The sequence below is a fragment of the Streptomyces sp. CHD11 genome (assembly GCF_018638295.1).
GTDB lineage: Bacteria > Actinomycetota > Actinomycetes > Streptomycetales > Streptomycetaceae > Streptomyces.
In genome coordinates this window covers 223713-246888 of the sequence record NZ_JABTTS010000004.1, presented here as the reverse complement: position 1 = coordinate 246888, position 23176 = coordinate 223713, and the positions used below count along the sequence as shown (strand labels likewise).

Sequence of the window (23176 nt, the reverse complement as noted above, 5' to 3'; positions counted from 1 at the left end):
GGGCCCCGGCGTGCCGTACGCGATCGGCGCGAAGTTCGCCCACCCCGGCCGGCCCGCCATCGCCCTGGTCGGCGACGGTGCCATGCAGATGAACGGCATGATGGAGCTGGTCACGGCCGCGAAGTACTACCACGAGTGGTCCGACCCGCGGCTGATCGTGGCCGTGCTGAACAACGGCGACCTCAACCAGGTCACCTGGGAGATGCGGGCCATGTCCGGCGCCCCGCAGTTCGAGGAGTCCCAGCACCTTCCCGACCTGCCGTACGCGGAGTTCGCACAGCGCATGGGCCTGGACGGCGTACGGGTGGAGAAGCCCAAGCAGGTCGAGGCCGCCTGGGACCGGGCCCTCGCCGCCGACCGGCCGTTCGTCATCGACTTCCGCACCGACCCCGCCGTCCCGCCGATCCCGCCGCACGCCTCCCTGGACCAGATCGAGGCCGCCGCCACCGCGATCCTCAAGGGGGACAGCGACCGCGGCTCCATGGTCAGGCAGGGGCTGAAGGCCAAGGTGCAGGAGATGCTGCCCGGCAGCCGCCATCGCGGTGACCGCCCCGGCGCCGGTCCGCACGACAGCACGGAAGAGAACAAGTGACGCACCCGGCACCGTCGGCTCGGCCACTCCACGACATACCTGCTGTGGAGCGCCTGTCCGTCTCCGTGTACCGCGTCCCCACCGACCTTCCGGGCGGGGACGCCACCCTCGCCTGGGACGCCACCACCCTGGTCCTGGTGGAAGTCACCGCGGCCGGCCACACCGGTCTCGGCTGGACCTACGGATCGGCCGCCACCGCACCGGTGGTCCGTGACGAGCTGTCCGGCCTCGTCACCGGGCACGACGCCTTCGACGTCCCCGCCGCGGGCGACCGCATGAGCCGCGCCGTGCGCAACACCGGGCGGCCCGGCATCGCGGCCGGCGCGATCTCCGCCGTCGACACGGCCCTGTGGGACCTGAAGGCCCGCCTGCTCGGGCTTCCCCTGGTCAGGCTGCTCGGTGCGGCCCGCACCGAGGTCGCGGTGTACGGCAGCGGCGGCCTCACCCCGTACGACGACACCCAGCTCGAACGGCAACTGCGCGGGTGGACCGAGCAGGGCATCGACCGAGTGAAGATCAAGATCGGCGAGTCCTGGGGACGCGAGGAGTCCCGCGACCTGCACCGGACCCGCCTGGCCCGCAAGGTCGTGGGCGACGCGGCGGACCTGTATGTCGACGCGAACGGCGGCTACACCCGCAAGCAGGCGGTGCGTATGGCCGGGGCCATGGCCGACTCGGGTGTCACCTGGCTGGAGGAGCCCGTCTCCTCGGACGACCTCGCGGGGCTGCGCGTGGTCCGCGACGCGGTCGCCGCCGACGTCACCGCCGGCGAGTACGGCTACGACCTGCCTTACCTGACCCGGATGGCCGCCTCGGGAGCCGTCGACTGCCTCCAGGCCGATGTCACCCGGTGCGGAGGCATCACCGTCTGGCTGCGCGCCGCCGCCGTCGCCGAAGGGCTCGGCCTGCACCTCTCCGGCCACTGTGCTCCGCACCTGCACGCCCACGTCGCCGCAGCCGTGCCCAACACGCGCCACCTGGAGTGGTTCCACGACCACGTCCGCGTCGAGAACCTGCTGTTCCACGGCACCCTGGACCCGGGCGGCGGCACCGTCACCCCCGGCGCCTCCGGCGAGCCGGGCCACGGCCTCAGTCTGAACCGGCGGGCCGCCGAGCGCTTCCGGACCGGATGAGCGGCGGCCCCCACCCCGTCGACGCACGGCTGACGGACAGCCCGTGGGTGCTGCGCGACTACGCCCTCGTCGCCGATGGGGAACGCGGCGCGCTCGTCGATCCGCGCGGAGGAATCGCCTGGCTCTGCGCACCCGCCTGGCACAGCGGTGCCGTCTTCTCCGGCCTCCTGGGCGGACCCGGCCACTACCGGGTGCGCCCCGCGGACGACTGGAACGTGTGGGGCGGCTACTACGAAGACGGCACTCTCATCCGGGTCAGCCGCTGGGTCACCGCCGAGGGCATCGTCTCCTGCCGGGAGGCCCTCGCCGTACCCGCGGGGACAGAACGCGTCGTACTGCTCCGCCAGGTCCGCGCCGTCCGCGGTGAGGCCCTCGTCGACATCGGCCTCGACGTACGCGCCGAGTACGGGCGACGGGACATGACCGGCATCCGCCGTGAGGGAGAGCTGTGGCGGGCCCGCAGCGGCGCGCTCCATGTGAGACTCACCGGTGCGGACCGGGCCCGGACCGGTCCGGACGGGGAGCTGCGCGGGCGGCTGCGGCTGCCGGAAGGCGCTCGCCACGACCTGGTGTTGGAGATCGCCACCGAACGGCAGGACGCACCACTGGACCCGCAAAATCTTTGGGAGGCGACCGAACGCTGGTGGAAGAAGGCGGTGCCGGACTGCGCCGACACCGCGGCGCCCCGCGACACCCGCATGGCGTACGCCGTCCTGAACGGTCTGACCAGTTCCCGGGGTGGCATGGTCGCGGCCGCCACCACCTCGCTGCCCGAGCGCGCCGACACCGGACGCGACTACGACTACCGCTACGCCTGGATCCGCGACCAGTGCTACGCCGGGATCGCCGTCGCCGCACACGGCCCCCATCCGTTGCTGGACCGGGCGGTGCGCTTCGTCACCGACCGCGTCCTGGAGGACGGCGCCGACCTGCGTCCCGCCTACACCGTCGGCGGCCGGCCGCCGCCGGACGAGCACCCGCTCCCGCTCACCGGCTATCCCGGCGGCAGCAACCGCGCCGGGAACCGCGCCGGACGCCAGTTCCAGCTCGACGCGTTCGGGGAGGCGCTTCAACTGTTCGCCGCCGCCGGTCGTCACGGCATGCTGGACGGGCGGTCCGCCGAGGCCGCCCGCGTCGCCGCCGAGGCCGTGGCCGAGCGCTGGGCGGAGCCGGACGCGGGGTTGTGGGAGCTGGACGAGCGCTGGTGGGCGCACTCCCGCCTGTCCTGTGTCGTGGGCCTGCGCGACCTGGCCCGGTACATCGGCACAGGGGCGTCAGCCGACTGGTCCAGCCTCGCCGACAACGTTCTGGAAGCAACCCGTATCCGCTGCCTGCACCCCGAGGGCCACTGGCAGCGGGCCGCCGACGACCCGGGCCCGGAGGCCGCCCTCCTGCTGCCGCTGGCCCGCGGGGCAGTGCAGCCCACCGACCCCAGCCTCCGGCTCACGCACGCGCAGGTGGTGCGCCGCCTGGCCAAGGACGGGTACGTGCACCGCTTCCGCCACAGGGACGAGCCCCTGGGCGACGCCGAGGGGGCGTTCCTGCTGTGCGGTTTCATGGCGGCGCTGTCCGCCCACGCGCAGGGCCGGGTGACGGAGGCGTCGCGATGGTTCGAACGGACCCGGTCGGCCTGCGGTCCCGCGGGCTTGTTCGCCGAGGAGTACGACGTGGCCCAGCGTCAGCTACGGGGGAACCTGCCGCAAGGGTTCGTCCACGCCCTGCTGCTGGAATGCTCGGCGCGGTTCGGCGGCACCTCGGGAAGTGGCGCGCCGGACGGCTGGTGAAGGGCGACCCTGAGCACGCCTCATGGTCGTTGCCGGTGAGCAACAGCCCCCGCTGCCCGCCCGCGGTCGCGTGCGGCTGCTCACGGGTACGACGTCTCCTGCCGCGACACGGTCGGTCCAAGTGACCCCGGCCCGGTCGAGTTCGCCGAGACTGACGGCGTCGGCTGCGGATCCCTTCGTGACGGCACGGCGGGCCACGTCCTCGGAGTGGCCACGCAGCCGCACGCCCGGGGCCCACGGTTCCGGTCCGTCGGCGTGAGGACGGTGCCCAGCAGCAAGGTGAGGCGCCGGTTCAGGCCGGACAACGGTACGCGGGACGTGTCCGACGGCTAGGACGCACCGCGTGTGGACGTTCGGACGTATCGCGCTCCGGCCGCGACGGCGAGTAGCGCGGCCCCGGTGACCGCGAGCGGTAGCAGGGAGCGCGGTCCGGGCGCCTCGGGCCGCTCCGCCACGGCCTCGCTCCCGTGGAGGCCGGCGGCGAGGATCTCCGCCAGGTGCAGCGGGGTATGTCCGGTGCCGGCCTGGTCGACCTGGGTGCGGCAGCTGAATCCGTCCGCGAGGACCAGTGTCGACTCGTCCGCCTCCCGGACGGCAGGCAGCAGCCCGGCCTCGGCGCAGGCCATGGACACGTCGTAATGACCTTTCTCGAAGCCGAAGTTGCCGGCCAGTCCGCAGCAGCCGGCGTCCAGCACGTCGGCGTCCACGCCTGCGCGTCGCAGGACCTCGCGGTCGGCGTCGAAGCCCATGACGGCGTACTGGTGGCAGTGGCGCTGCACCACCGCGCGGGCGTCGACGCGCGGTGGCCGCCAGTCGTCGGCGTGTTCGACCAGGATCTCGGCGAGCGTCCTGGTCTGGGCGCGCAACCGCTCGACGTCCGGGTCCTTCGGCAGCATTTCAGGGGCGTCGGCCCGGAAGACGGCGGTGCAGCTCGGTTCGAGGCCGACCACCGGGGTGCCCTTGCGCAGGTCCTCACGGAGCACGTCGATGGTGTGGCGCAAGACCCGTTCGGCGACGCCCAGCTGTCCGGTGGAAATCCACGTCAGTCCGCAGCACACCGCCGCTCCGGGCACCTTGACGCGGAATCCGGCCGCCTCCAGGACTTCCACCGCGGCCCGGCCGATCGCGGGGTGGAAGTGGTCGGTGAAGGTGTCGGGCCACACCACGACCTCGCCCCGGTGTCCGTCACCACGCGGCCCGCCCCGCTCACGCCACCAGTCGGTGAACCGCTGCTCGGCGAAGACCGGTACGTCACGTTCGGCAGCCACACCTCCGAGCGCCTTGGCTGCCCGTGCCACCCACGGCACCGAGACCAGCGCGTTCACGGTGCGCGGCGCGATGGCTGCCAGCCGGGCCACGGCGGGCAGCCAGCCCATCGAGTAGTGGGCCAGAGGGCGTGGCCGGCCCTTGTAGTGGTGGTGGAGGAACTCGGCCTTGTAGGTGGCCATGTCGACGTTGACCGGGCAGTCCGTCTTGCAGCCCTTGCAGGCAAGGCAGAGATCGAGGGCGTCGCGCACCTCGCCGGACCGCCAGCCGTCCGTCACCGGTGAGTCGCCGTCGTTGTTGACCATCTCGAACAGCAGCCGGGCCCGGCCCCGGGTGGAGTGCTCCTCCTCGCGGGTGGCCCGGTAGCTCGGGCACATCACGCCGCCCTCCAGGGAGCGGCACTTGCCGACGCCGACGCAGCGGCCGGCGGCACGGCTGAACCTGCCGTCGTCGTGCGGGAAGGAGAAGACGGTCTCCGGCTCCCAGGGCAGGTGGTCCGCGCCCAGGCGCAGGTTCTCGTCCAATTTGTACGGCAGGACGACCTTGCCCGGGTTCATCCGGTTCCCGGGGTCGAACAGGCCCTTCAGCCGCTCGAACCCCTCGATCAGTTCCGGCCCGAACATCTTCTCCAGCAGTTCGCCCCGGGCCTGACCGTCCCCGTGCTCGCCGGACAGCGATCCGCCGTAGGAGACGACCAGGTCGGCGGCGCGCTCCACGAACGCCCGCATCCGGGCGACTCCCTCCTCGGATTCCAGGTCGAAGGGGATACGGGTGTGGACGCAGCCGTGGCCGAAGTGGCCGTAGACCGAGGGGTGCCCGTAGTCGAACTGCTCGTAGAGGCGCTTCAGGTCGCGCAGGTAGTCGCCGAGGCGGGGCACGGGCACGGCCGAGTCCTCCCAGCCCTCCCAGGTGTCCGGCTTGCCGGGAACATGCGCGGTCGCGCCGAGCCCGGACTCGCGCACCTTCCACAGCTGTCCGATGTGCTCCGGGTCGTCGTACCAGGTGTGGTCGACGTCCTCGGGCTTCGCGTCGATGAGCTCCCTGGCCCGCTCCTCCACCTCCTCGCGTGTGTCACCGTCGAGCTGCACCATCAGATAGGCCCTGCCGTCGGGCAGTTCCTTCAGCGCGTCGGGGTTGAGGTGTTTCTTCTGCTGGAAGTGAACCAGCTGGTGGTCCACCCCCTCCAGTGCCGCGGGCTGGTGCTCCAGGACCGCCGGCACGTGGTCGGCGGCCTGGCAGATGTCCTCGTAGCCCAACACGACCAGCGCGCTGCGCTTCGGCACGGGGACGAGTTCGAGTTCCGCGCGCAGGACCGTGACCAGCGTGGACTCGGAGCCGGTCAGCAGTCCCGCGACGTCGAAGCCCTGTTCGGGCAGGAGCGAGTCCAGGTTGTAGCCGGAGACCCGGCGCGGGATGTCGGGATAGCGCTCGCGGACGAGTCCGGCATACCGGTCGCGCAGCCCCGCCAGCCCTCGGTACAGCTCCCCCGTGCGCCCGTCGGACGCCATCAGCCGTTCCAGTTCGCCGTCGTCCGTCCGCCCCACCCGCATCCGGACGCCGTCGTAGGTGAGGACCTCCAGGCGGCGCAGGTTGTCGACGACCTTGCCGTACGCCTGGGCCGTCGATCCGCACGAGTTGTTGCCGATCATCCCGCCGATGGTGCAGTTCGGGTGGGTGGCCGGTTTGGGTCCGTACATGAGGTCGTACTCGGCGAGCTGTCGGTTCAGGTCGTCCAGGACGATGCCCGGTTCGACGACGCAACGGCGGTTCTCGCGGTCGACTGAGACCAGCCGGTTGCAGTACTTGCTCCAGTCCAGGACCACGGCGGTGTTGCAGCACTCGCCGGCCAGGCTGGTACCGCCGCCCCGGGACAGCAGCGGTGCACCCTGCTCCTGGCACACCGCCACCGCCTCCCTGGCCGCCTCGACCGTGCGAGGGACGACCACCCCGATGGGCACTTGCCGGTAGTTGGAGGCGTCCGTCGAGTAGGCCGCACGGGCACCCGCGTCGAAGCGGACCTCACCGTCGACCCTGGCCCGCAGCGCGGCTTCCAGGGCGGGCCCGTCGACCTGCTTCCGGGACCGCCTGGTGACGGGGAGGGGGAGATCGACGGGGTCCATCAGCGGCCTTCCGGTGGAGGGACGGGTACGGCGCGCCGGCGGACCCGCGCCTCGACGACCGCAGGGCCTGCGCCGGTGCCCCGACCGTGTATCCGGCGCACGGTGGACGCAAACCGGGTCGACGCTTCCGGCGCCATGACGCGGCGGGACGGCTCGCGGTCCCGTCGAAGCCACTCCATTGGACGACGGTCTTCGGGGTACCTCTGTGCCGAACGGCCGAAATCACGACACAACGCAGGGATGGTGCGCATGCCGTTGTCGCGCAGTCAGGGAGGGCTGGACGCGAGGGCGGCCCGGTCGGCGGAGAGGACCACGGCGTATCTCGACCGCCGTATGCCGCTGCTGGACGCCGCCCGGACGACGCTGCGCAAGGCGTTCCCCGACCACTGGTCGTTCCTGCTGGGGGAACTGGCCCTGTACAGCTTCGTGGTTCTGCTGGTGACCGGTGTCTGGCTGACGCTCTTCTTCGAGCCGAGCATGTCGGAGGTGGTCTACCAGGGCTCGTACGTTCCGCTGCGCGGTGTGCGGATGAGTGAGGCGTTCGCGTCCACCCTGCACATCAGTTTCGACGTGCGCGGGGGGCTGCTGATCCGGCAGATCCATCACTGGGCCGCGTTGGTGATGGCCGCCGCCGTCGGCGTGCACATGCTGCGGGTGTTCTTCACCGGCGCGTTCCGCCGCCCCCGTGAGGCCAACTGGCTGATCGGGCTCACACTGTTCCTGCTGACGATGCTGGAAGGCTTCGCCGGCTACTCGCTCCCCGACGACCTGCTGTCGGGCACGGGCCTGCGGACCGCCCAGGGCTTCGTCCTGTCCGTGCCCATCGTCGGCACCTACCTGAGCATGTTCCTCTTCGGCGGGGAGTTCCCGGGGCACGACATCGTCTCCCGGCTGTACCCGGTCCACATCCTGCTCCTGCCGGGCGCTCTGCTCGCGGGCGTCGTCCTCCATCTCATCCTGGTCTTCCACCTCAAGCACACCCAGTGGCCCGGTCCCGGCCGGACCAACCGGAACGTGGTGGGCAAGCCGATGTTCCCGCAGTTCGCCGTGCGGTCGGCCGGCCTGCTGGCCATGGTCTTCGGGGTCCTCGCGGTGCTGGGGGCGGTCGCCCAGATCAATCCGGTGTGGAACTACGGCCCTTACCGGCCGGACCACGTCTCCAGCGGCGCCCAGCCCGACTGGTACCTGGGCTTCGTGGAGGGTGCGATGCGCCTCCTGCCGGGCTTCGAGACCAGGTTGTGGGGCCACACCGTCGCCTGGAACCCGTTCCTGCCCACCGTCGTCCTCCCGCTGTTGCTCTTCCTCGCGCTGTACCTGTATCCCTTCATGGAGCGCTGGGTCACCAATGACCGGGGCGAGCGGCACCTGTGCGACCGGCCGCGCGACGTGCCCGTCCGCACCGCCCTGGGTGTCGCCGGCATCACCTTCTACGGGCTGCTGCTGCTGGCGGGCGGTCAGGACATCGTCGCGCTCACCTTCGACATCCCGCTGAACACACTCACCTGGTGCCTGCGCGCCGGCGTCCTCGCCGGCCCCCTGGTGGCCTTCTGGCTGACCCGGCGGGTCTGCCTGGCCCTCCAGTGGCACGACCGTTCCCGGCTGTCCGAGGGCGACGAGACGGGTGAAGTCGGACAGTCGGTGGAGGGCGGCTACCGGGAGCCCCGCAGTCCCGTCACAGCAAGGGAGCGCCACGCTCTCGTCCGCCGTGACCTGCCACGTCCGCTGCCTCCACCGGAGCCTGGCTCGCCGACGGGTCGGCCGGCCAGGCTCCGATCGGTGCTGAGCGACTGGTTCCACGGCGACCGGGTGCCGTTTCCCGGCGAGGACGCCGCCGACGGCGAACAGTGTGACGACAGGGCTCCGGCCGGGAAGGGCGGGGACGGCCGGAGCGCTTGACAGGCCGGTGGCTCAGAACCTGCTAGGACGGAGCAGGAGTGCGTCCCCACGGCCACCGCCTTGACTTGACGGCGACGGCCGGCGTCTTGGCCGTCGGCACCCCGGTCCCGGCGCTCGCCGCGGTCACCACGACTGTCTGCCGTGTCGCCCCGCTCATCGGTCCTGCTCGCTGGCCGTGCGCACGCTTCGGGTATCGCGTGCGCCGTACTGGAAGACGAAGCCCAGGATGCCCGGGGCGAGCACGCCGACGCCGATCAGGAACAGCCACAGCCCGTACACCGCGCCCAGGCCGAGCAGCGCCGTACCCGCCGCCGCCAGTACCGGGAAGGCGCTGCGTGGCGGAAAGAAGGCGACGTGCCCTGACGTCTTGTGCACCGGCGCGGCCTTCTCGTCCTGCGGCAGAGGCCCCTCCTTGCGGTGCCGGTGCCAGAGGAAGAAGGCGACCAGGGCCGACATGAGACAGGAGACCACCAGGACGGCGGTGCCCGCCGGCTCGGCCGAGAACCATCCGTAGACCGAAGCGCTGACGGCGAAGAAGAGGCTGACGCCCGCGAACAGGGCGGTCCCGGCCTTCACGGGCGCTGCCCCTTCTCGTTCTCTCCCCTGCCCGTGCTTCCCGTCCGGCGGCCCTCGGCTCCGCCACCGGACGGCGAATGGGAGTGCGCTTGTTCGGCGTAGCGTGGATGGTTCAGGTCGAACGCGGGCGACTCGGACCGGATGCGAGGCAGGGCGACGAAGTTGTGCTGCGGGGGTGGACAGGAGGTCGCCCATTCGAGGGAGCGGCCGAAGCCCCAGGGGTCGTCGACGGTGATCCGCTCCCCGTACCGTGCCGTTTTCCAGACGTTGTAGAGGAAGGGCAGCGTGGAGGCGCCCAGCAGGAAGGCGCCGATGGACGCGATCGTGTTGAGGGCGGTGAAACCGTCGGCGGCGAGGTAGTCGGCGTAACGCCTCGGCATTCCCTCGGCGCCCAGCCAGTGCTGCACGAGGAACGTGAGGTGGAACCCGGGGAACAGCGTCCAGAAGTGGATCCGCCCGAGCCGCTCGTCGAGCATGCGGCCGGTGAACTTCGGCCACCAGAAATAGAAGCCGGCGAACATGGCGAAGACCACGGTGCCGAAGAGGACGTAATGCATGTGCGCCACGACGAAATAGGTGTCCGTGGTGTGGAAGTCCAATGGCGGTGACGCCAGCAGCACTCCCGTCAGCCCACCGAAGAGGAACGTCGCGAGGAAGCCCAGCGCCCACAGCATGGGCGTCTCGAACGACAGCGAGCCACGCCACATGATGCCGATCCAGTTGAAGAACTTCACCCCCGTCGGCACCGCGATGAGGAAGGACGCCAGGGAGAAGAACGGCAGCAGCACCGCCCCCGTGGCGAACATGTGGTGCGCCCAGACGATCGCCGACAGCCCGGTGATGGCGATGGTGGCACCGATCAGCCCGAAGTACCCGAAGACCGGCTTGCGGCTGAAGACCGGGATCACCTCGGTGACGATGCCGAAGAAGGGAAGGGCGACGATGTAGACCTCGGGATGCCCGAAGAACCAGAAGAGGTGCTGCCATAGCAGTGCTCCCCCGTTCGCCGGGTCGAACACGTGCGCACCGAACTTGCGGTCGGCGAACAGCGCCAGCAGCGCGGCGGTGAGCACGGGAAACGCCAGCAGCACCAGGATCGAGGTGAACAACACGTTCCACGTAAAGATGGGCATCCGAAAGAGCGTCATGCCCGGGGCCCGCAGGCAGATGACGGTGGCGATGAAGTTCACGGCCCCGAGAATGGTGCTCAGGCCGGACACGACCAGCCCCATCACCCACAGGTCGCCTCCGACTCCGGGGGAATGTGCGGGCCCGTTGAGGGGAGCGTAGGCGAACCACCCGAAGGAGGCCGCCCCTGCGTCCGTGAGGAAGCCCGACACCACCATCAGGCCGCCGAACAGGTACACCCAGTAGGTGTAGGCGTTCAGCCGGGGGAAGGCCACGTCGGGGGCACCGATCTGCAGGGGCATCACCGCGTTGGCGAATCCCACGAAGGTGGGGGTGGCGAACAGCAGCATCATCACCGTGCCGTGGATGGTGAAGAGCTGGTTGTACTGGTCCGCGGAGACGATCTGCAGACCTGGGCGTGCCAGCTCGGCCCGCATCAGCATCGCGAGCACGCCGGCGAAGAGGAAGAACCCGAAGGCGGTCGTCAGGTACATCTGGCCGATGACCTTGTGGTCGGTCGTCGTGAGCCACCGCACCACGGCCCTTCCCTGCGTCAGCCGCCTCGCCGTACCGCCCGACGTCTGCGCACCGCTGTCCACCGCCGCCATGCACGCCTCTTCCCGTCACCCGTTGACCCGCGCATCCCATCTGCCGGGCTGCCCGCGAGCCGACGCCGCGTCGAACCTCCGACACCGACGTCTCACCGATACCGCCGCTGCGGAAACCTCGTGAACCGTCGCGGGCCGGAGTACCCGGCGAGTGGGCTCCTGCACCTGCCGCTCAGGCGCGGGCACAGGCCAGTCTCTCCGCGTCTGGTGGGTCCCTGCGGCTACTCGGCGCCTCATCGATGCCGCACATGCGTTTGGGCAGATGAGTGAGCGAATAGGAGCGCATGTGCGGCCGGAGGAATGGATCGCGGTGGTGGGTTGGTTCGGCTCGCGAGCTGAACCCGGAACCGGGGCAACGTCATCAACGTCGTGCGGGCCGGGTGGCGCGAGACTCACCCCGGAACCCGCTGTCCGATGCGGCACGCGCTGCCACGGCGTCCGTCCACGCCCGTGTCACAGCCGTCCACCGGCTCCGGTCGGCATCCGGCGGAGGTGTGCCGTGCCGGACGGCCTCCGGCCTTCCCGTGCCAGTGGCGAGCGGTTTCCCACCGCACGGTGTCGTGCCCTTCACCGGGAGCTGTTCGACGGGGCCGATACCGGGCGAAACGGTTCGCACGCGTCGGAAATGACCACGGCCTCCGTGGCGCCGGAGCCGACCGGGGCAGGCGAACGGGTGCTCGGTCGGCATCCGGTGCGGAGCCTACGGACCCGCGGACGCCCCCGCGGCCGACGGTCCGTACCGTGTGCGCAGCTCGTGGGCGACGCCGAAGGCGGCGGCGGTGACCGGCAGCGCGAGGAGCACTCCGACGATCCCGGCCACGGAGGCACCCGCGGTGAGCGCTACGAGGACCAGCGCCGGGTGGATCCGCACGGTCCGGCTCTGGACCATCGGCTGGAAGACGTTCCCCTCCAGCAGCTGCACCACGAGCACCACTCCGAGCACCCACAGGGCGACGGCGAACCCGCGGTCCGCGAGGGCCACCAGCACGGCCGCGGCCCCGGAGACGAAGGCGCCGACATAGGGCACGTAGGCGCCGATGAAGATGATCGCCCCGAGCCCGAGGGCACCCGGGACCCGCAGGAGGAGCAGGCCGGCGGTGATGCAGACGGCGTCGATGAGCGCGACCACGGTGGTGCCGCGCATGAACCCTTCCACGCCCTCGAAGGCCCGCCGTGCCATCGCCTCGACGGCGTCGGCCGCGTCGCGCGGGACGAGTGAGCGCAGCGCGGCGGCGGCCCGGTGGGAGTCGCGCAGGAAGAAGAAGACCAGCAGCAGCGCGAGCACCGCCATGCCGAGGGCCTGGGCGACGAAACCGATACCCGTCACGACGCCGGAGGCGGCTGTCCCCCCGAACCTTCCCAGCAGGTCCAGGGCGTCGTCGGCGAGGTCCTCCAGCGAGGTGCCGTCCGCCCCGAAGCGGTCGGCCAGTACGCGCACCGCCCTGCGCAGCGAGGCGACGATCTGGTCCCAGGTGTCGACCAGCGTGACCGTGACGACATACACGGCACCGCCGACCACGGCGAGAACGGCGGTACAGGTGAGCCCGGCGGCGACAGAGCGGTTCACCTTCATCCTCACCAGCCACCGGTCCAGGGGGAGGAGCAGGGCGGTACCGAGCAGGGCGAGCAGTACGGGAACGACGGCCGTACGCAGCGCCACGCACACCTGGATACCGACGTAACCGACCCCGGCGGCCAGCAGGATCACGGCGCACCAGGCGGCGAACCGGCGAACGGGCTCCGGAAGCAGCTGCACCCGACCACCGTACGCACCGGCCGCGCTGTCCCGGGCGAACGGCCCGCCCGATACGCACGCGGTCACCTTCCGGAGCCGTCGACTCGGAAGGAGGCTCACCCGAACACGTCGACGGCGAGGGACGACGTCGGGCAGGCGCGGTCCGTGGGCCCGCCTCGCACCGTCGCCCTGGACGTCCACTGCAATGCCTGTGACGGCGAGTGGCCACGCCCGGGACGCCTTCGGTGTCAGCCCGGGCCAGGTGGGCGAACCGAGGGACGTCGTGCCCGCCGCCTTTGTGCACTTCGGCTTCGACCACCTCAACGCGAACAGCGTGCCGCTGCTGGTCCTCGGCTTCCTCGCCGCGATCTCCGGCGTGCGCCGGTTCCTCGCCGTCGTCCTGGTGATCGTCCTCGTCGGCGGCCTGGGAGTGTGGCTGACGGCGCTCGCGCACTCCACGACCGGGGGCGCGTCCGGTGTCGTCTTCGGTCTGTTCGGCTACCCGCTGGTATGCGGTTTCGTGGATCGCCGCGCCGGCGACATCGTCATAGGCGTTCTCGTCGCCGTGGTCTACGGGTCGCTCCTGTAGGGCGTCCTGCCGGCGGCCGCGGGGGTCAGCTGGCAGGGGCACCTTCTCGGACTGTTGGGGAGTGGGGCTGCGGGCTCCGCGTTGCGACGGACACGCGACGGGGCGGAGGGCGGGAGGCGGGGGGCGTGACCGACCGTCCGGGGCCGGCGGCAGACCCGGTGGCGGACGCCCCTGGCAGGCTCCGGGTCTGCCATGTGACCGACCTGAACACGGTCCCGCCCTGTTCATGTGTGTTCGGCTGCCCCTGAGGGTCCCCCATCCGGCTCAAGAAGTGACGCGGGACCGCTGCGGCGTGGCATGTCTGTCGGAGGTGGCCCGTGTGCCGCCGGAACTCCGGGAGAGAGGTGGCACAGGATGTACAAGAGGATGACGGCACCGTGGCGAAGGGCGGTGCTCCTCCTCGTGACGGGCTGTCTCGTCTCCGCGGGGACGGCGGGATGCGGCGATGCCGAGAACGAGCACAACCCGCCGGGCGCCAACGCCCGTGTCGGACCGGTCCTGATCCGCTACGCGCACATCGCCGAACCCCCCGACGGCCCGTGGGAGCCGGGGGACGACGCCCCCTTCTACCTCTGGCTGTTCAACCAGGGGCAGCGCGCCGACAGACTGCTCGGCGCCGAGACGACGGTCGCGCGGTCCGTGGACATCGTGAGCGCGGACGGCACGGTACGGGGTCCGGTCGACGTACCCACCGGGGAGCTGATCGAACTGGAGGAAGGACGGACCCATCTGCTGCTCCGGAACCTGAGCCGGCGGATCCGCGGCGGGGACTACGTGTGGATCACCCTGCGTTTCGAGCGAGCCGGTGAGGTCGCCCTGCAGGTGCACTCCCAGACACCCACCTACGTCGAGGACGCCACCGACGCGCCGGGACTGACCTCTCCCTCACCGGGCGGATGACGCCGACGGCGGGGTGGCCGCGGGCGGCGAGCGATCACACAACCGGGCGCCCCGGAGCCGTTCCGCACGCACGACCCATGCCGCGCCGAAGGAACAGGAGCAGCGGTGAGGCCGAGGTACGTACAGCCGGCATCACGCCGGTGTGGCCGGACCTCACCGGCCACGGCCTGCGGCACACAACGGTACGCACAGGTGCCGGCGAGCCGCGCCGGCCGACAGGCACCCCCTGGCGCACGGTGAACCGGTCACAGGGGCCGCCCTGGTGCCACCGGCCGCCCGGCTCCGTGCGCCCTGCCCGTGTCACGCCGGACTGCGGTCCAATACCTCTCCGCTCCTCGCGTCCACCACGTGGACCATCGCCGTCTCGTCGGCCACGCCGAGGACACTGACCCGCCAGACCGGATCGCCGTCACGCTCCTGCAGCTCGACGGCGGTGACGACATCACCCTCCACCGGCCCGGCCGCTTCACGGGCCGCCTCGTCGGGCAGGATCCGGGCCTCCTCCAGGAGTCGCACCAGTTCCTGGCGCTCGGAGTCCGTCAGATCGGGGCCGGGGCTCGTCCCCAGCACCTCGCCCCGGGTGGCATCGAGCCGGACCGTCGTGAGCCGCCCGTCCCGGTCCGCGATCCGGCTCTCCCACTCGGGCGAGTCCGACTCGGGCTCCTTGAGGTTCAAAGCGACCACTTCACCGGCGGTCACTTCGGCCGCGGAGAGGCGGATGGCACGTTCGTAGTCGACCTCGACCATCCCGAACCGCTCGGCGGGCTCGTTCAGCGGATCCTCCCGGCCACAGGCCACAAGTAACGACAGCGCGACGACAGGCACACACACGGCTACCACGAGTCGCTTCCACAACCGTTCACCCTCGTGCCAAGAGATGAATCCCGTTCCTCTCATACGAGCCGACTATCCATATCAAGTACCGTGAATCACGGACATCTCAGAAAATCCACCACAAGGCATCGGCTCATCCTTATCCGCGGCTTCTCTCCGGATTGCCCATTTCTCTGCGGTCTGTAGCCTGATCCTGTGCTGATGCCGAAGCGCCCCTCGCGCTACAGCCCCGTCTCAGGAACCCCCTCGTCCCCGGCCGGGTCCCCGGCCTGCCTCCCCCGTACCGGTGCGTGACACGCTGCGGGTCCAGCTGTGGCCACTGCCGACGCTGGGGATCGCACTCGCCCTCGTCACGGGTGTGGGACTGCCCCGGCTGGACCGGCGGATCCAGTACGACCTCCCGCCCTGGCTGAGGGACTACCTGTTCGGGGGCAGTTCCGACGCCGCGCGCGCGGTGCTGGGGGCCATCGCCGGCTCCTTGATCACGGTCACGGCGTTGACCTTCTCGCTCACCGTGCTGACGCTTCAGCTGGCAAGCAGCCAGTTCTCCCCGCGTGTGCTGCGAACCTTCAACTCGGACCGGTACGTCCGGACGACCCTGGCCCTCTTCCTCGCGACGTTCACCTACGCCCTGACCGTGCTGCGCACCGTACGTACCGGCGAGGACGAGCGGAGCAGGTTCGTCCCCGAACTGTCGGTCACGTTCGCCTTCCTGCTCACACTGGCCAGTCTTCTCGCCCTTGTCCTGTTCCTGTCCCACCTGGCTCGCAGGATCCGGGTCGAGACGCTGATGACCAGCGTCCACTCCGACACAGACCGCACCATCCGCCGGCTCCTGTCGAAGGAACGGGACACGGACCGTGAGGGCCCCGCCGACCCTGGCTCCCCCGACGCACTGCCGCAGCCGCCCTCCGACGCGCTCGCCCTGTGCGCCGGCGCCTCCGGCTTCTTCACCTCCGTCGACGAGGCGGCCCTCCTGCGGGCAGCGGTCGAAGCCGACGCCGTCGTGTTCGTCGACCGCCATCCCGGGAGCTCGCTGATCGCGGCCACACCCGTGGGAGCAGCCTGGCCCCGCACCGGAGAGCCGTTCTCCCCCGACACATGGGAACGCCTGGCCGGAAGAGTCGCCCAGGCGGTGAGGACCGGGCCCGAGCGCACCGGCCACCAGGACATCGCCTTCGGCCTCCGGCAGCTCACCGACATCGCCGCCAAAGCCCTCTCCCCGGGAATCAACGACCCGACGACCGCCGTACACGCCCTCTCGCACTCCGCCGCGCTGCTGTGCGAGCTGGCACGGCACGATCTCGGCCCACGGCTGCTGCGCGACGGCAACCGGCAGGTCAGGGTCGTACTGCGACGTCCGGGCCTGGGGGACCTGCTGGACCTGGCAGTGGACCAGCCCTTGCGCTACGGCGCCGCCGAGCCCGCCGTCCTGGCCCGCATCGCGATGCTGCTGCGCGAACTCGCCTGGATCACCTCGCCCGGCCGGCATCCGCCCCTCGTGGCCGCTCTCGCCCGGCTGCGCTCCACCATCGACGCCCAGAACCTTCACGCCGCCGATCACTTCCGGCTCACCGGGCTCACCGGACACATCGACGAGGCCCTGGCCGGACGGTGGGCACACGGCCGCGCCCGCTGACCGCACGGTCGGCCGCGGCCCGTGCCGAACACGTCCGGGGCGCGGTCGCCCCCGAGTTCTCTCCGGGCTGTACTCGCCGGCCGGCGACGGGTGAGGTCCCGGCCGCGTGGAACCCGGACCGATACGCGGCGGACAAGAGGGAGGCGCACCGCTGTGAAAGCGACATTCTCACTCGGGTGCGTGGCCGGTATCCGGATCGGAGTGCACTGGAGCGTCCTGGTCATCGTCCTCGTGCTCGCCCTGGGCCTCGCGGGCCGGTTCCCCGACACCTACCCCGGGCGGCCGTCCTGGCAGTACTGGATCACCGGGCTGCTGGGCGCGGTGGTCTTCCTGCTGTCGCTGCTGGCCCATGAACTCAGCCACGCCCTCGTGGCGCGCCGCAACGGCGTCGGCGCCGACGACATCACACTGTGGCTCCTGGGCGGCATCGCCCGGTTGAGGAGCGAGGCCCCCACACCTGGCGCCGAGGTGCGCATCGCCGGGGTCGGGCCACTGGTCAGCCTGTCGCTCGGCGTGCTCTTCGGAGTCCTCGCAGGGCTGTTCGGCGCTCTGTACGGTGCCGGGCTCGCCGTCGAGACACTTACTTGGCTGGCGGGCATCAACCTCCTGCTGGCCGTCTTCAACGCCCTGCCAGCCGCCCCGCTGGACGGCGGACGGCTGCTGCGGGCACTGGTGTGGCAGAAGACGGGCAACCCGCTGCGCGCGACCGCGGTGGCGACCGGTGCTGGGCGGGCGCTGGGCTGGGTACTGATCGGCGTCGGGCTCTACCTCGTGCTGTTCGGCTCGCTCTTCAGCGGCTTCTGGCTGGTCGTCGTCGGCTGGTTCCTCATCGCCATGGCGAGCGCGGAGGGCAGCCGGGCGAAGCTGAGGGAACTGCTGAGCGGCGTCCCGGTGCGCCAGGCGATGGGGTCGGATCCCGTCACTGTGCCCGCGTCCCTCACCGTGGCCCGGTTCCTCACCGCGCCCGAGTACCGCTACCGGCACTCCGCCTTCCCCGTAGTCGACGCGGAACATCATCCCGTCGGACTGGTGAACGTGAAGACCGCCGCCGGCGTCCCGGAGGTGGAACGGGACTCCCCCGTCACCTCGGTGATGATCCCAATCGAAAACATCCCCACACCCCATCCCGACGATCCCCTGGTAGGTGTCCTGCCCGCGCTGGACAGCAGCCCCGCGCACCGCGCCCTGGCGGTGGAGAACGGCCGGGTCGCGGGCACGGTCACCAGCTCCGACATCAGCCGGATCACCTCTTGGCTGGCCTCCTCCTCGTGGCGCAGCCGGACCTTCTGAACCCTGTATTCGATCCGCCTCGGCCTATCGGCGAAACCGGGCAGGCCGCCCTGGCGAGGGCGGGTGTCCGTCGCCCGGGCGGACCGGTGGGAGGTCGGTGACGTGCCCATCGCCCCGGGCGAGGTCACGGTCGTCGGCCTCGGCCCTCCCGGGGGAGGCGGCGGCATCCAGGGGCTGCTCGGCTCGGACGTGCTCAGCGACTACGGCTCGGTCACCGTCGACTACGACGCCGGCGTCCTCGAACTCCCCGCCCCATGACGTCCGGGGCGCGCACCCGCGGCCCCGGAACCCTTCCGGCCGGGAAATCCTGACCGTCTGCTTCGCTCCGCTGCCGAGGTTCGCCTCCGGCGCGTTTCGCCCCTCCACCGCACGACTTGGTCCGGCGGCGTGTCCGACGGGACCGTTGCTCGGGCTGATCAAAATCAGGGATGCGAGCCGGGGCGGACCGCAGACACCTCGAAAGTCCCACCACACACCTGGAAGGCACGAGCCGGCGTGCGCAGCGCCCAGGTGGAACCCGGCGGGTACGCCTGCACCGACGCAGCGGGCCGTCGGCAGGGTCCGTCCGAGATCCCCTTGTTCAGGGTGTGCAGGGCGGCGTACGCGCTCTCACCCGGTGCCAGGACGACCGCGGGCCGCAAGTCCCCCGAGCGCTGTGCCGGAGCACCGATCCGCTCGCCCGAGGCGTCGAGCAGCGTGACGCCGGGGAAGCCTTTGAGGTGGCAGGCCGCTGTGCCCTTGTTGGTGAAGACCAGGGGGGCGTAGAGATTGCCCGCGCCCGGCGAGATCCGGCCGAGGGAAAGGGCGAGGCGGTCACGGGTGCAGCGGAGGGCATCGCCGGGTGGGTCCGGTGACACCGGCGTCGTGTTGCGGGAGGAGGAGGGTGCGGCCGGACCCGGAGTGGCGTCGGCGGAGGCAGAGGAAGTCACCGTGGTCGCCGTGCCGGTTGATGTGCCCGCTCGGGAGGACGCCGAGGTGGTGACGGCTTCGCCGCCGCAGGCCGTCAGGGCGGCGAGCGTGACGAGGGCGACGGTGCCGAGCGGGCCTCGGCGTAACCGGGGGACGCGGCGGGGTGAACCGGACCGCTGCATGAGGAGTCCTCCCTCAAGACCGTGGCGGACGCAGAGACGGGCACCGCGTTCCCTTCCGCGGGGGGTTCACACGCCCCGCCTCCGGCTGGCGGACATCCCGTCGGCTGCGGTGGTGACCACTGCAGCGGCGATCCGGGCGCCGGGCGGCCTGCCGTCGGCGCATGCGGTGCCGCGCCGGCCCTGAAGCCGTTCCCGGCTTCCGCACCGCTGAACGGCCGACCGCTCGCACACCGAGCAGCACGCGCATCCCGGCAGGCCCGCAGACCGGGAGCCGGCCGGGGGTACGACGCCCACGCCCCCGTTCGCGCCTGCCACGTGTCCCGCGCGGCACCACGGGTACCCGATCAGCACCGCATCCCGTACCAGTGAACGCTCCGTTCGAAGGGATGATCCGGATGCTCATACTCGGACTGCTCCTCCTCGCGGCCGTAGGGACCTTCACCGGCCTGGTGATTGCCGACAACGTCTCCGGTGGCCCCGAGTACACCGTGTCCGTACTCGGCCAGGACATCGCCACCATGAACACGCTGGCCGTCTTCTGCTCCGGCCTGGCCCTCGCGCTCATCTTCTGCGCGGGCCTGAGCGCGGTGGCGAGCGCAGCGGCCCACCGCCGCCGCGAGCGTCCCCGCACGCATGCGACTCACCCCGGTGGCCCCGGCCGGTAAGACGGGCTCGGAACACCCGGCTCGAGGACATTCGCGGGCCGGGCGGCCAGGGAGGGGCGCGAGACAGGGGAAGCCTTCACCGTCCGCGGTCACCCGGCGAGCCGGGGAACGGCCGAGGTGACGGTTCCGCCCCTCGCCGGGCGACCGCCCAGTGCGGGTACCGCGGCAGTGGGCCCCGTCCCAAGAACCAGGCTCGCGCCACTCGTTGGTAGTGCCTACCGCGGGTCCGAGCAGCTTACGACGGCGGCGTCCAGGGCGAGCCCGTTCAGGCAGGTCCATGCCGGTCGCCATGCTCAGCGGCGGGCTGCTGTCCGACGTCGTGGTGGCGCGTTCGCCGCTGCGGCACGCCCTCCATGGCGCTTCCCGAGCCGTGTTGCGAGCGGGAGATCACGCTGAAACTGCCGTCCGTCTCCAGGACCACCGCGTGTACCAGCTCCAGCGCCCCGGTCCCCTGGGCGCGGATCGCTTGGCGCACCTCGTCCGGTGTGACCCGTTGGCGTCGCATCGCCTCGTGGAGCAAGCGGCCCTCGTGCAGCAGCAGGGTCGGCTCGGCCTTCACCAGCCGGCGAACACCCCGGAAGCGGACCGATGCCCAGGCGGTGACGAACTGCAGCGTCACCAGCGAGCCGAGGGCGAGGGCCCCTTCCCACAGGGCCACCTGCCGGTTGAGCAGGATGGTGGCCAGGGTCGATCCCAGCGCGACCGTGACCACCAGGTCGAAGGCGTTCATCTTCGAAAGGGTCCGCTTGCCCGACGCACGTACCGCGGTGATGAGGATCGGGTAGGCCAGCCCCGCCATGACCAGTACGCGGAAGATTTCATTCCAGGAATCGAAGAACACGAATCCTCTGGTACCCGGCGCAAGGGCCCCTCCCACAAGGACCAAGGTCCGAAAACCGGTCCGGCAGGCCGGCGGCCGCCCCGGCGCTGCCCGGCCGAGCCTCGAACGCCTTTCGGCCTCGTGCTCGTCGCCGGGAGGACACGGCCGGCTGCGTGGTCCGGCTCACCGGCCGCCGGCTCGACCGGTCATGCGCCCGGAGACCCACGATGAGGCGCGTGCCGTCGTGCCGGACCGGGCATGCACCGCGCTCCGGCCCGGCGGTGGACTCACGGGTACACCTGTGCGGATTCACTTCACGGTCTCCTCGGTTCCTCCGGTGGCCGCTCGACGGTAGAGGGCCAGACCGGGAGCCGTGGTGACGCCGTGCACGGCGGTGCTGACCGCGACGACCAGTGTCCCGACTGCCAGAACTTCGGGGTCGGCGCCGAGCCGGTGGGCCTCCATGGTCAGATAGAACAGGGCCGAGACCCCGATGGGGCCGAACCAGCCCAGGAAGACGGCGTCCCGCCAGGACAGGGACAGGGGACGCTTGAGGGCGATCAGGACCGGCAGGCGGCGCACCAACAGCACACCGAGAACCAGCAGGATGCCGCGCCACCAGCCCAGCTCGCCCCACTCACGCCAGGGGATCATGGCTCCGAGCAGCACGAACAGCGGCAGGACCAGGAAGCGGTTGACCGCTTCGTCGATCTTGTTCTCACTCGCCCGTTCATCCACCGAGCTGACCGCGTTGAAGGCCAGGCCGCTGACGAAGACGGCCAGAACGCCGTCGAAGCGGAGCAGGCCGGACACGCCCAGCACGAAGACGGCCAGCAGCAGGGTGTACACCAGCAGGGGGCCGGGCGAGATGCTTCCGCTCCTCTCCGCCACGCGCAGTACTCTCCCGCCCAGCCAGCCCGCTGCCACTCCGAGAACGAGCGCACCCAGCACCTGCCACAGGGACTCCGACAGCGCTCGTGTCCCCGTCAGCGGTCCGGCGATCGCCACAGCGGCGAGCACCAGGGGCAGCGCGAGCCCGTCGTTGGCGCCCGACTCCAAGGAGAGCAACTGCCGGGTCCGGGCGGCGATCCCCTTTTCGGCGGGCTCGCCGGTGACGACGCTGGAGGCGAGCACCGGGTCGGTCGGGCAGAGAGCCGCTCCCAGCAGCGCCGCCGTACCGAGGCCGAGCCCGAGGACGACAGCCGATACCACCGTGGTGAGCAGCGCCATCCCGGCCATGGCCACGATCAGCAGGACCAGCAGCGGTCTCGCCCGCGCTCGCACATCACGGAACGGATAGCGCAGGGCCACGGCCATGACCGAGACCGCCAGGAGCAGACGGGAGACCTCGTGCAGTTCCTTGTGCCCCTCCACCACCGTGGGCAAATCGACGGCTCCCAGCACCTCCGGGCCGAGGACCATTCCCGTCAGCAGGGCCAGCAGCGGCGCGCTCAGCGGGACACGCCGGAGAGGCCCGGAGACCGCCGCCACCACAAGTCCCAGGGCACCGACCACCGTCAGCAGGACGTTCAGCATGCCCGTCTGCTTGCCCGGCCGTGAAAGGAACATGTCCTTCCAGCCCGTCAACCCGCCCGATGGACCAGCCCCGCCGCAGGCGACTGGCCCGGGTCATCGGACAGGTCCGTCGTGTTCCCGGGTGCTCCCATGGCTGGGCAAGCGGCTCGGCACCGCGTGAACCATCCACCGAACAACCCCCGGAAGGCGCAGGAAGTCGACCGGGGTAGGAAGGGACGAGTCCAGGAACCAACGCCGTGGAGCCCGACATAGTCAATTCCGCGGAACGGGAGCCCGCCCACCTCCGGTCTCGACACCACCAGGCAACGGCAACTGCCCCACCCTGCGTACGTCACCGACGTGGCCGACGTACGCACTGCGCGGGAAAACCGGTACCGATGAGCCTCCAGCCGGTCTTCCCACCGCCCCATGTCGTGGAGCCACTTGTGGATGCGACGTCGTCGCCGGTCCTCCACGGCCCGTCTCGCGGTTCCGCCTTGTGCGTGCAGCGGATCAGGGCCGAGCCGCCCCGGTGTTCTGCCGGAGCACGGAGTGTGGGTGAGGTGAGACAGTGGCTGAGCACGCACACGAGGAAGGCACTGTGCACGGACCGTCGACGAAACGAGGTCTCGTGGGCATGCTCCTTCAAGGAGGTGCCGGACCGGCGGCGGCGGCACTGCTCGCCAGGTTGCTGGAGGCAACGATCCCGATCAGTACGGCGGCGGCCGCGGCACAAGAGGGCGGAAATGCCTTCGCCGCCTCGGTCCTGCGCGCTGGCGGCAACGGCGTGCTGGCGGCCGCGGTCTGTGTCGTCCAGTTCGCGGTGCTGCTTCTCTGCTTCAGAGGCATCCGGTTCTGCTGGAACCTCCCGCGCGGCCGGCGCTCGGAGCCGCGTCCGGTCTGAACCGGGGGCCGGTCGGCGCGCCGCGGCACGGAGCCCTGGCCGGGTCCGCGCTCGTGCGGTCACCCCGTTCCGGGCACAGCGGATCCGGACG

18 protein-coding genes and 1 pseudogene are annotated in these 23176 nt (G+C 71.2%); 11 read left to right on the top strand and 8 right to left on the bottom strand.

From position 1 onward, the window contains the following. From HTV45_RS06620 to HTV45_RS06610, 3 genes are all read left to right on the top strand, one after another. Window positions 1-592 (top strand): thiamine pyrophosphate-dependent enzyme (locus tag HTV45_RS06620; protein WP_251691420.1); only part of this gene is annotated, 592 nt, incomplete at its 5' end. Between the two features lie 44 nt (window positions 593-636). Beyond that, window positions 637-1725 (top strand): enolase C-terminal domain-like protein, encoded by a 1089-nt coding sequence (locus HTV45_RS06615; RefSeq protein ID WP_215204656.1) that lies wholly within the window; start codon window positions 637-639, stop codon window positions 1723-1725. Next, the gene (locus HTV45_RS06610; RefSeq protein ID WP_215204655.1) at window positions 1722-3509 is read left to right on the top strand and encodes a glycoside hydrolase family 15 protein; all 1788 of its coding nucleotides are present in this window, start codon (window positions 1722-1724) and stop codon (window positions 3507-3509) included. Before HTV45_RS06615 ends, HTV45_RS06610 begins: the two co-directional genes overlap by 4 nt. Before the next feature lie 329 nt (window positions 3510-3838). On the opposite strand, the gene HTV45_RS06605 is transcribed toward HTV45_RS06610, so the two are convergent. Further along, entirely contained in the window at window positions 3839-6895 is a 3057-nt protein-coding gene (locus HTV45_RS06605) for an FAD-binding and (Fe-S)-binding domain-containing protein (RefSeq protein ID WP_215204654.1), read from the bottom strand. A 249-nt stretch (window positions 6896-7144) separates the two neighbouring features. On the opposite strand from HTV45_RS06605, the gene HTV45_RS06600 reads away from it, so the two are divergent. Beyond that, window positions 7145-8791, top strand: a complete 1647-nt coding sequence (locus tag HTV45_RS06600; protein ID WP_215204653.1) for a ubiquinol-cytochrome c reductase cytochrome b subunit — start codon at window positions 7145-7147, stop codon at window positions 8789-8791. A 153-nt stretch (window positions 8792-8944) separates the two neighbouring features. On the opposite strand, the gene HTV45_RS06595 is transcribed toward HTV45_RS06600, so the two are convergent. The 3 genes from HTV45_RS06595 to HTV45_RS06585 form a co-directional block, all read right to left on the bottom strand. Continuing rightward, window positions 8945-9367 carry a cytochrome c oxidase subunit 4 gene (locus HTV45_RS06595; protein ID WP_215204652.1) on the bottom strand — a complete coding sequence of 141 codons (423 nt, stop codon included), beginning with the start codon at window positions 9365-9367 and terminating at the stop codon, window positions 8945-8947. Next, window positions 9364-11103 (bottom strand): cytochrome c oxidase subunit I, encoded by a 1740-nt coding sequence (gene ctaD / locus HTV45_RS06590; RefSeq protein ID WP_251691418.1) that lies wholly within the window; start codon window positions 11101-11103, stop codon window positions 9364-9366. Before ctaD ends, HTV45_RS06595 begins: the two co-directional genes overlap by 4 nt. Window positions 11104-11803: 700 nt before the next feature. Next, window positions 11804-12859, bottom strand: a complete 1056-nt coding sequence (locus tag HTV45_RS06585; protein WP_215204651.1) for an AI-2E family transporter — start codon at window positions 12857-12859, stop codon at window positions 11804-11806. Between the two features lie 184 nt (window positions 12860-13043). On the opposite strand from HTV45_RS06585, the pseudogene HTV45_RS06580 reads away from it, so the two are divergent. After that, window positions 13044-13556: pseudogene (locus tag HTV45_RS06580) on the top strand (rhomboid family intramembrane serine protease). 225 nt (window positions 13557-13781) lie between these two features. Further along, the gene (locus HTV45_RS06575) at window positions 13782-14327 is read left to right on the top strand and encodes a copper chaperone PCu(A)C (RefSeq protein WP_251691415.1); all 546 of its coding nucleotides are present in this window, start codon (window positions 13782-13784) and stop codon (window positions 14325-14327) included. Window positions 14328-14627: 300 nt separating this feature from the next. Here the strand turns inward: HTV45_RS06575 and HTV45_RS06570 are convergent, their stop codons facing one another. Then, a complete protein-coding gene (locus tag HTV45_RS06570; protein WP_215204650.1) occupies window positions 14628-15152 on the bottom strand; it encodes a PepSY domain-containing protein in 525 nt (174 codons plus the stop codon). Window positions 15153-15447: 295 nt separating this feature from the next. Here HTV45_RS06570 and HTV45_RS06565 point away from each other — a divergent pair, with 295 nt between their 5' ends. From HTV45_RS06565 to HTV45_RS06555, 3 genes are all read left to right on the top strand, one after another. Beyond that, window positions 15448-16800, top strand: a complete 1353-nt coding sequence (locus HTV45_RS06565; RefSeq protein ID WP_215204649.1) for a DUF2254 domain-containing protein — start codon at window positions 15448-15450, stop codon at window positions 16798-16800. Between the two features lie 153 nt (window positions 16801-16953). Beyond that, complete coding sequence (locus HTV45_RS06560; protein WP_215204648.1) at window positions 16954-18090, top strand: site-2 protease family protein; 1137 nt, start codon at window positions 16954-16956, stop codon at window positions 18088-18090. 102 nt (window positions 18091-18192) lie between these two features. Beyond that, window positions 18193-18348: a hypothetical protein gene (locus HTV45_RS06555; protein WP_215204647.1), complete on the top strand. Its 156-nt coding sequence runs from the start codon at window positions 18193-18195 to the stop codon at window positions 18346-18348. A gap of 164 nt (window positions 18349-18512) precedes the next feature. On the opposite strand, the gene HTV45_RS06550 is transcribed toward HTV45_RS06555, so the two are convergent. Further along, complete coding sequence (locus HTV45_RS06550) at window positions 18513-19181, bottom strand: DUF4232 domain-containing protein (protein ID WP_215204646.1); 669 nt, start codon at window positions 19179-19181, stop codon at window positions 18513-18515. A 395-nt stretch (window positions 19182-19576) separates the two neighbouring features. On the opposite strand from HTV45_RS06550, the gene HTV45_RS06545 reads away from it, so the two are divergent. Next, window positions 19577-19846 (top strand): hypothetical protein, encoded by a 270-nt coding sequence (locus tag HTV45_RS06545; RefSeq protein WP_103546051.1) that lies wholly within the window; start codon window positions 19577-19579, stop codon window positions 19844-19846. A gap of 265 nt (window positions 19847-20111) precedes the next feature. Here the strand turns inward: HTV45_RS06545 and HTV45_RS34790 are convergent, their stop codons facing one another. After that, a complete protein-coding gene (locus tag HTV45_RS34790; RefSeq protein ID WP_215204645.1) occupies window positions 20112-20687 on the bottom strand; it encodes a DUF421 domain-containing protein in 576 nt (191 codons plus the stop codon). Window positions 20688-20975: 288 nt separating this feature from the next. Beyond that, on the bottom strand, window positions 20976-22235 hold the full coding sequence (locus HTV45_RS06535; protein WP_215204644.1) for a cation:proton antiporter: 1260 nt from the start codon (window positions 22233-22235) through the stop codon (window positions 20976-20978). Window positions 22236-22818: 583 nt separating this feature from the next. Between HTV45_RS06535 and HTV45_RS06530 the strand changes: the two genes are divergently transcribed. Then, on the top strand, window positions 22819-23085 hold the full coding sequence (locus tag HTV45_RS06530) for a hypothetical protein (protein ID WP_215204643.1): 267 nt from the start codon (window positions 22819-22821) through the stop codon (window positions 23083-23085). Window positions 23086-23176: the final 91 nt, after the last annotated feature.